Annotated in this window: 6 protein-coding genes and 3 pseudogenes; 6 read left to right on the forward strand and 3 right to left on the reverse strand. The window is 43.1% G+C overall.

Annotated elements, in window-relative coordinates:
- Window positions 1-481, forward strand: a pseudogene (locus DP73_RS15785) (hypothetical protein); the annotation flags it as partial.
- A gap of 420 nt (window positions 482-901) precedes the next feature.
- Here DP73_RS15785 and DP73_RS23975 read toward each other — a convergent pair.
- A pseudogene (locus tag DP73_RS23975) lies at window positions 902-1,067 on the reverse strand (preprotein translocase subunit SecA); the annotation flags it as partial.
- Between the two features lie 314 nt (window positions 1,068-1,381).
- On the opposite strand from DP73_RS23975, the gene DP73_RS15795 reads away from it, so the two are divergent.
- Both DP73_RS15795 and DP73_RS15800 read left to right on the forward strand, forming a co-directional pair.
- Window positions 1,382-2,422, forward strand: a complete 1,041-nt coding sequence (locus tag DP73_RS15795; RefSeq protein ID WP_034600724.1) for a Zn-dependent alcohol dehydrogenase — start codon at window positions 1,382-1,384, stop codon at window positions 2,420-2,422.
- A 180-nt stretch (window positions 2,423-2,602) separates the two neighbouring features.
- The gene (locus DP73_RS15800) at window positions 2,603-4,612 is read left to right on the forward strand and encodes a sigma-54-dependent Fis family transcriptional regulator (protein WP_034600725.1); all 2,010 of its coding nucleotides are present in this window, start codon (window positions 2,603-2,605) and stop codon (window positions 4,610-4,612) included.
- A 102-nt stretch (window positions 4,613-4,714) separates the two neighbouring features.
- Here DP73_RS15800 and DP73_RS15805 read toward each other — a convergent pair whose 3' ends face one another.
- Window positions 4,715-5,002, reverse strand: a complete 288-nt coding sequence (locus DP73_RS15805; protein ID WP_034600726.1) for a putative quinol monooxygenase — start codon at window positions 5,000-5,002, stop codon at window positions 4,715-4,717.
- Window positions 5,003-5,146: 144 nt separating this feature from the next.
- Window positions 5,147-5,278, reverse strand: a pseudogene (locus DP73_RS22715) (DUF3102 domain-containing protein); the annotation flags it as partial.
- 221 nt (window positions 5,279-5,499) lie between these two features.
- Here DP73_RS22715 and DP73_RS22720 point away from each other — a divergent pair.
- The 3 genes from DP73_RS22720 to DP73_RS22725 all read left to right on the forward strand — a co-directional run.
- Window positions 5,500-5,724 carry a DUF1659 domain-containing protein gene (locus DP73_RS22720; protein WP_081963066.1) on the forward strand — a complete coding sequence of 75 codons (225 nt, stop codon included), beginning with the start codon at window positions 5,500-5,502 and terminating at the stop codon, window positions 5,722-5,724.
- Between the two features lie 35 nt (window positions 5,725-5,759).
- Window positions 5,760-5,999, forward strand: coding sequence for a DUF2922 domain-containing protein (locus DP73_RS15810; protein ID WP_034600727.1), 240 nt, complete (start codon window positions 5,760-5,762; stop codon window positions 5,997-5,999).
- Window positions 6,000-6,321: 322 nt separating this feature from the next.
- Window positions 6,322-6,480 (forward strand): DUF2922 domain-containing protein (locus DP73_RS22725; protein WP_081963065.1); only part of this gene is annotated, 159 nt, incomplete at its 3' end.

A 6,480-nucleotide genomic window follows, 5' to 3' on the forward strand; every position in this document is an offset into this window, starting at 1 on the left:
GGCCCAAGCAGAAAAAGCTCAGGCCATTGAGGAGAAAGAAGGCCTTAAAAAGGAACTGGACGGCAAAGACAAGGAAATTGCCCGCTTAAGCAACCAGACCCAAGATCTGGAGAAACAGGTGGATGACTTTAAACTAAAGTATCAAAAGGAGCTTGATAAAGTCGCTGAAAAGCAGTCGGAACTGAAGGAAGTTACAGAAGCGGCTCCCTCAGCCGAGAAAATCAGCGAGCTGGAAGAACAGCTCAAAACGGCACAGGCCAAAAACTCCAGCATACCCTACGACGCCCAATTTTCCATTCACCGCGAAAACATCCGCAAGACCTTTGAAGAGCTGCTGAGAAGTCTTACCGCCTTAGCCAAAATAGACCCTGAACAAAAAGAAATAAACCGGGCAGCTGCCCAGGAAATGCTGCAAAACATGGCTAATATGCTAAAAGAATGGCCTCCCGCTATCAAGACAAATATGCGGATTAATAATTAACATTTGACAGCAATGTTCATAGTAAGACCTTCACCGTCTTCTTCAGCACAAACGGCGAAACTTGTCGTTTCGCGCAGGTTGGAACCTACGCGGAACGACCAAAAGTGACTGCCCGTAGGCCCTGTTCCGCCGAATACAGGAGTAATAACTCGTCTCCAGGCTGTGTGGCGATCTAAATTCAGCTTGACCATTATATCGACTGCCTCACACTTAACGAGAACAGAATGGGCAAAAGAAATTGCGGTTAGTTTTACTCCCTCGTATAACAGTAAAACAGAAAGACCTCTAATGCACTCAGTTTAGAGATCTTTCTGTTCAATTTTTATATTTTGGATTCCGATGGCAATTTTCTCATGGGACAGACTCATCAACCATTTCTTACTGCCTATCTTCGCCGAGACGAGCATGCCTGCTCGACGTCTAGTCCTTAAGCCACATTCAAAAGATCGTAAACTTTATTCTTATAAATGATCTACGTCTCCTTGTCATTGGGGGCGATTTGGAGGAGCTAATGCTTGACTTCCTTAATCGTTTTATCCAGGTTTTCACAGAGGGAGGCGATATGGTTGGCCCTGACCTTGAGTGAGTTGTTTTCCTTGAATTCATTATCCCACGTACCTAAGTCTAAATGAATCAAGCTAACCTTCATTCATTTAGATCACAGCTACAGTTGTAGCGCTACACATGTAGCGGAATTGAAGCGCTATATTACTTAGTTGATTAAACAAATAGCTACTCTACAACGAGATGCAGGCAATTTCCAGGGATTATGTCTTTGGCATGATATTTGCTCTATATAATTGAAAATTCAGTATATTTAGTAAATAAGAAAGGAGTACCTTAGGCATTTTCAACCTCTGAAATCAAGGATTCAAACTAAAGAATACAGGAGGAGTTTACATGAAAGCATTCGTCTATCATGGTCCAAAAAATATGAGTCTTGATCAAGTATCGGATCCTAAAATTCTCAAACCTACTGACGCAATAGTAAGGGTGACCACCTCAACAATTTGCGGTACAGATAAACACATCCGAAACGGCGGGATGCCCGAAGTTGAACCGGGACGAATTATTGGTCACGAATTCTGTGGCGAAGTTATCGAAACAGGAACTAGTGTTACTAAGTTTAAAAAAGGAGATAAGGTCGCCGTTTCCTGCGTCACACATTGCATGTCATGTTACTATTGCAAACGAGGCTTATACTCGCACTGTGTCAATGGCAGTTGGCTTTTCGGTTATAAAATTGATGGCTGTCAAGCAGATTTGGTTAGAGTTCCCTATGCTGATAATGGACTTTACCTAATTCCGGATGGCCTAACTGACGAAGATGTCTTGTTCGTCGGTGATATCCTTTCCACAGGCTATTTCGCAGCTGAAAACGGGGGTATTCAGCCTGGAGATACTGTGGCAGTGTTCGGGTCCGGACCTGTCGGCATGTGTGCAATGGCAACCGCTCGCCGTTGGGGACCTTCCAGAGTTGTTGCTGTAGACATTGATCAATCTAGGATTGACTTTGCATTGAAGCAAAAGTGGGCTGATTATGGCTTAAATCCGAATGAAGTTGATGTTACGCAGGCTTTAAAAGACTTCACCAACGGACGTGGCGCTGATGTAACCATTGAAGCCAATGGTTTTGAAGCCACCTTTAAAGCAGCAATTGATGCCGTTAGACCAGGGGGAACGGTCTCTTTAGTTGGGGTATTTGAAAAACCACAGGTCTTGGAGATGAATAAACTTTGGATAAGAAATATCACGCTCAAAATGGGACTTGTTCCTGCCAATCATATCCCTAGGCTCATTGACCTAATTAAAGAAGGCAAACTCAATATGAAACCACTTATAACCCATACCATACCGTTATCACAGGTTGCGGATGGGTATGATATCTTTGAACAACGTCGTGACAACGCTATTAAGGTCGTGCTGAAAGCTGATGCATAAGAGCCCTGCTCAGAAATTTTTATATTAATAAAAGACAAGACCTCTTTGCCGTAAGGAGGTCTTGTCTTTTATTTGAGGATTTATGAAATCTTGATATTATTTTCAGATAAGCATACAATGTAAATATACTGAATTTACTGAAAATAATAGATATTAATTTCACGCGGAAGGGGTGTTAGAATGAGTTGTTCTCAACTGGCCGTTTATAGCTCAGAAGGACTGGTTAGACAGCGAAAATTGCTGGAAGAGACTCGAAACAGTTTTCTTGACAAATCACAAGATCACTTTCCCATTCGACCCATTGTCCATGATTCTTGGGTACGTTGTCTTCAATCAAGCCTTGACCCCAGAAGCAAAAAAACTGAAACTCCTCTTAATCACGAAAAAATAAAAAAAATCATCCAGAGCTCTGATTTGTATGGATACTCGATAGGAACTTTAAAAGAGTTATTAAATCACACCCAGGATACCAAGTATATTTTAACACTCTGTGATTCTCAAGGAAGAATAATCTTTCTTGAGGGCGACCGCCAGATAAAACAGCAAGCTGAAACGATTAATTTCGTGTTAGGTTCAAACTGGAGTGAAGAGGTCATTGGTACGAATGCCATCGGAACAAGCCTGAAAACAGGTTACCCCGTTCAAATCTTTGCTGCAGAGCATTATTGCGAAGGTATTCATGATTGGGTCTGTTCGTCATCTCCCATCTGGAATCCAATCACAAAAGAACTTCTCGGTGTTATCGATATAACAGGATCCTGGAAAGAAGCTCAGTCCCACACTCTGGGAATGACAATGATGGCTTCCAGAGTCATTGAAAATAAGCTTAATGAACTTGCCGTAAAAACCAGGTTTCAGCTAATGACAAGGTATTCAGCCGTTATTCTGTCATATCCCCAAGATGGTGTCATAGTCCTAGATGCGGCCTTTAATCTGGTAGAGGCTAACCCTTCCGCACGTCAATTTAGTAAACATGCAACCGGTAAGGATTTGGGAACACTATGGACTGAGCAGGAACTCCATTCGCATTTTCGACTCCAGCATAACTCGGTACAAGCGAAGGATACGTACGAAGTATTTATTGAACAATTTGGGATCCCAGTCTTAAGCCAAGAAATCGTTCATGAAAGCAAAACCATAGGTTTCGTCCTGCTCCTTAGAAGTTCAAGCCAAAATACAATCCCTAAATGGCCCCTTCAGAATGATTGCTGGAACAAAATTGTTGGTAGATCAGGCAAAATTCTTAACGCTATGACTAAATGCACCAAAGTTGCTCAAGCCAACGTTCCGGTCTTACTAATTGGAGAAAGCGGGTCAGGCAAAGAACTCTTTGCCAAAGCGATCCATCAAATCAGTGACAGACGCAAAGGCCCCTTCGTTGCGATCAACTGTGGGGCTATCCCAAAGGAGTTGCTTGCCAGTGAACTCTTCGGATACGACCCCGGTACTTTTACCGGGGCTGTTAAAGGCGGAAGAAAGGGGAAATTTGAAGAGGCTAATCAGGGAACCTTATTCCTCGATGAGATTGGAGAGATGCCTTTGGATTTTCAAGTTCATCTTTTACGGGTTCTCCAAGAACGTGAGGTTGTGCGACTGGGAGGAGTAACTCCCATTCCGGTTGACGTTAAAATCATTTCAGCCACCCACCATAAACCCGAACAACTCGTCAATGATGGACTATTTCGTGCAGATTTTTATTATCGGCTCCAAGTTGTGAGTATTGAGATTCCACCTCTTAGAGAACGCCGAGACGATATCCCGTTGTTAGTTGATCACTTTTTGGAGCAACTCACCCATAAATATGATAATCCTTCGTTTAAACTTGACCAACAAGTTCAACAATTTCTCTTTAATGTCTATCCCTGGCCAGGAAATGTTCGAGAATTACAAAACTGCTTAGAACATGCAGTATTATTTTGCCTGAATAATACTATAAGGATAGACGACCTTCCTCATAGTATCAAAATGGGCTTTATGAATAATTCATCGAGTAAGATTAACGTTCCTGTGACGAATTTGAAACCATTTAATTGCCAAAAAGAGGCCCTGCTCAATCTCTTACAGGAGTCAGGCGGTAATCTATCTGAAGCAGCACGTGAGTTAGGGGTTGCTCGAACCACTCTGTACCGGCATCTGGAAAAATGCGGCGTTAGAAACATGCGAGATTTAATGATAACCTCCGCCAAGTGAAGCTGTGTATGAGCATGATATCCAACGTAATAGGAGGCTTTCGTGTCAACACACGAAAGCCTCCTATTACGTTTATGTCTAACACGTTACTGTCACTGCCTATTATACTTCTTCAAGAAATTTTACCTGGATCTTTCCCTCAAGCAGGTCTTCAAACTTTTTGGCTGCTTCCTGAAAATAGGCTGAATTTCCATGGGCTTTGAAAGCCTCTTTATCCTTGTACTTTTCAAAAAAGACGATTTCAGTTGGGTCATTCATGACAACATGGGGTATGTACATCAAACAATTCTCTTCGTTAGATAGAACCTTCTCGGCCAATTGAGTACAAATTTCGGTCACTTCGGCCTCTTTGCCAGGCTTTACTTTTAAGGTTGCCAGTAAAGTAAACAATTCCAAACAACTCCTTTGTTTTTTTCACTAGGAACACGGAGTATTTGCCTTCGATCAATGCCAACTTATTAGGTTACTCTTCTTTCAGATATTCAACACGAAGGCAATTTCTCCTTCTAAAAGAAATCACAATTGTTATATTTATCCATAGGGAAGCAGGTCCTTAGCCTCCTTCAGGCGCCGGCCGATTTCAATAGCACACCCGGCCTGGTGTCTGATCGTTTTTATTTCAGCCGCGATTACAATCGGCGTGCGATCCGCGATCAAATCCTTCATATATTACCTGTCCTTTCTGTTACTTAATCACAGAATATGGGGCCAGGCTTATGCGTGTGACAAACCTCACTTTAATAGCTTGTCCCTGAATTGGAATCGGGAATCTTACTTTATTATAGGTCGGCCGCAGACTGTAACCTCCGGACAAGCAGGATCATAATATATACGGACGGGCTGAGTTCAAAGCGGCCAGTCAATAGGTCAGAAAGGATGTGAGGACGATAGCGGTAAGTACGACGTCTTTAAATTCAACACTGATTGTAAAATACCAGACCGGGACCACACCCACCGGCGGCCCGGAACTCAAGCAAAAAAGCCTGAATGACCTGAAGTCTACCGCCTCCGAACAGGATGTTTATGATGTGGCGGAAGCTTTATTCAGTCTGGGACAGAATCCGGTAATAAACGTACTCCTGAGGAAAAATTTTGAGTTGCTCGATGAGTAACCCTCCGGAAAATTTGCTTGAAAAGAGGTGGTACTATGGCCATAACGACGAATAAGGTGGTAAAGTTAACTTTTACGACTGCCGGCGGCAAAACGTTCTCCATCACCATCCCTGATCCGAGGGTAGACCTGGATAAGGCTGAGGCTGAGGCCGTTATGGACACGATCATTCAGAAGAATGTATTCCTTACCTCCAGCGGCGAACTGATCGGAAAGCGGGATATTAAGGTTGTTGGAACCACGACCAACGACCTATATGACCCGCCGTTAGCTTAGGTAGTGCCAAAAAATAACGGCGGCCGCGTGGCCGCCACTTCTCTCTTGATGATCAAAACAACTCCTTTTACTCGGCGAAACATGTCGTTTTGCCGAGGGTCATGGAACCTACGCGGAACGACCAAAAGTGTCTGCCCGTAAGCCTGTTCCGCCGAATAGGCATTATTGATGATGACGAGTTTATGCATATAATTGAACAAATAGATTTATATAACTAGACCTCAAAGGAGGTCTAGGTCTTTTTTTTATCTCCATAGCCTACTCGTAGAACTTGTTACAACCAGTAATCCTCCGGAAGAATTGCTTGAAGAGAGGTGATACTATGGCCATAACGACGAATAAGGTGGTAAAGTTAACTTTTACGACTGCCGGCGGCAAAACGTTCTCCATCACCATCCCTGATCCGAGGGAAGACCTGGATAAGGCTGAGGCCGAGGCCGTTATGGACACGATCATTCAGAAGAATGTATTCCTTACCTCC

It is taken from the genome of Desulfosporosinus sp. HMP52 (assembly GCF_000765145.1).
Classification (GTDB): domain Bacteria; phylum Bacillota; class Desulfitobacteriia; order Desulfitobacteriales; family Desulfitobacteriaceae; genus Desulfosporosinus.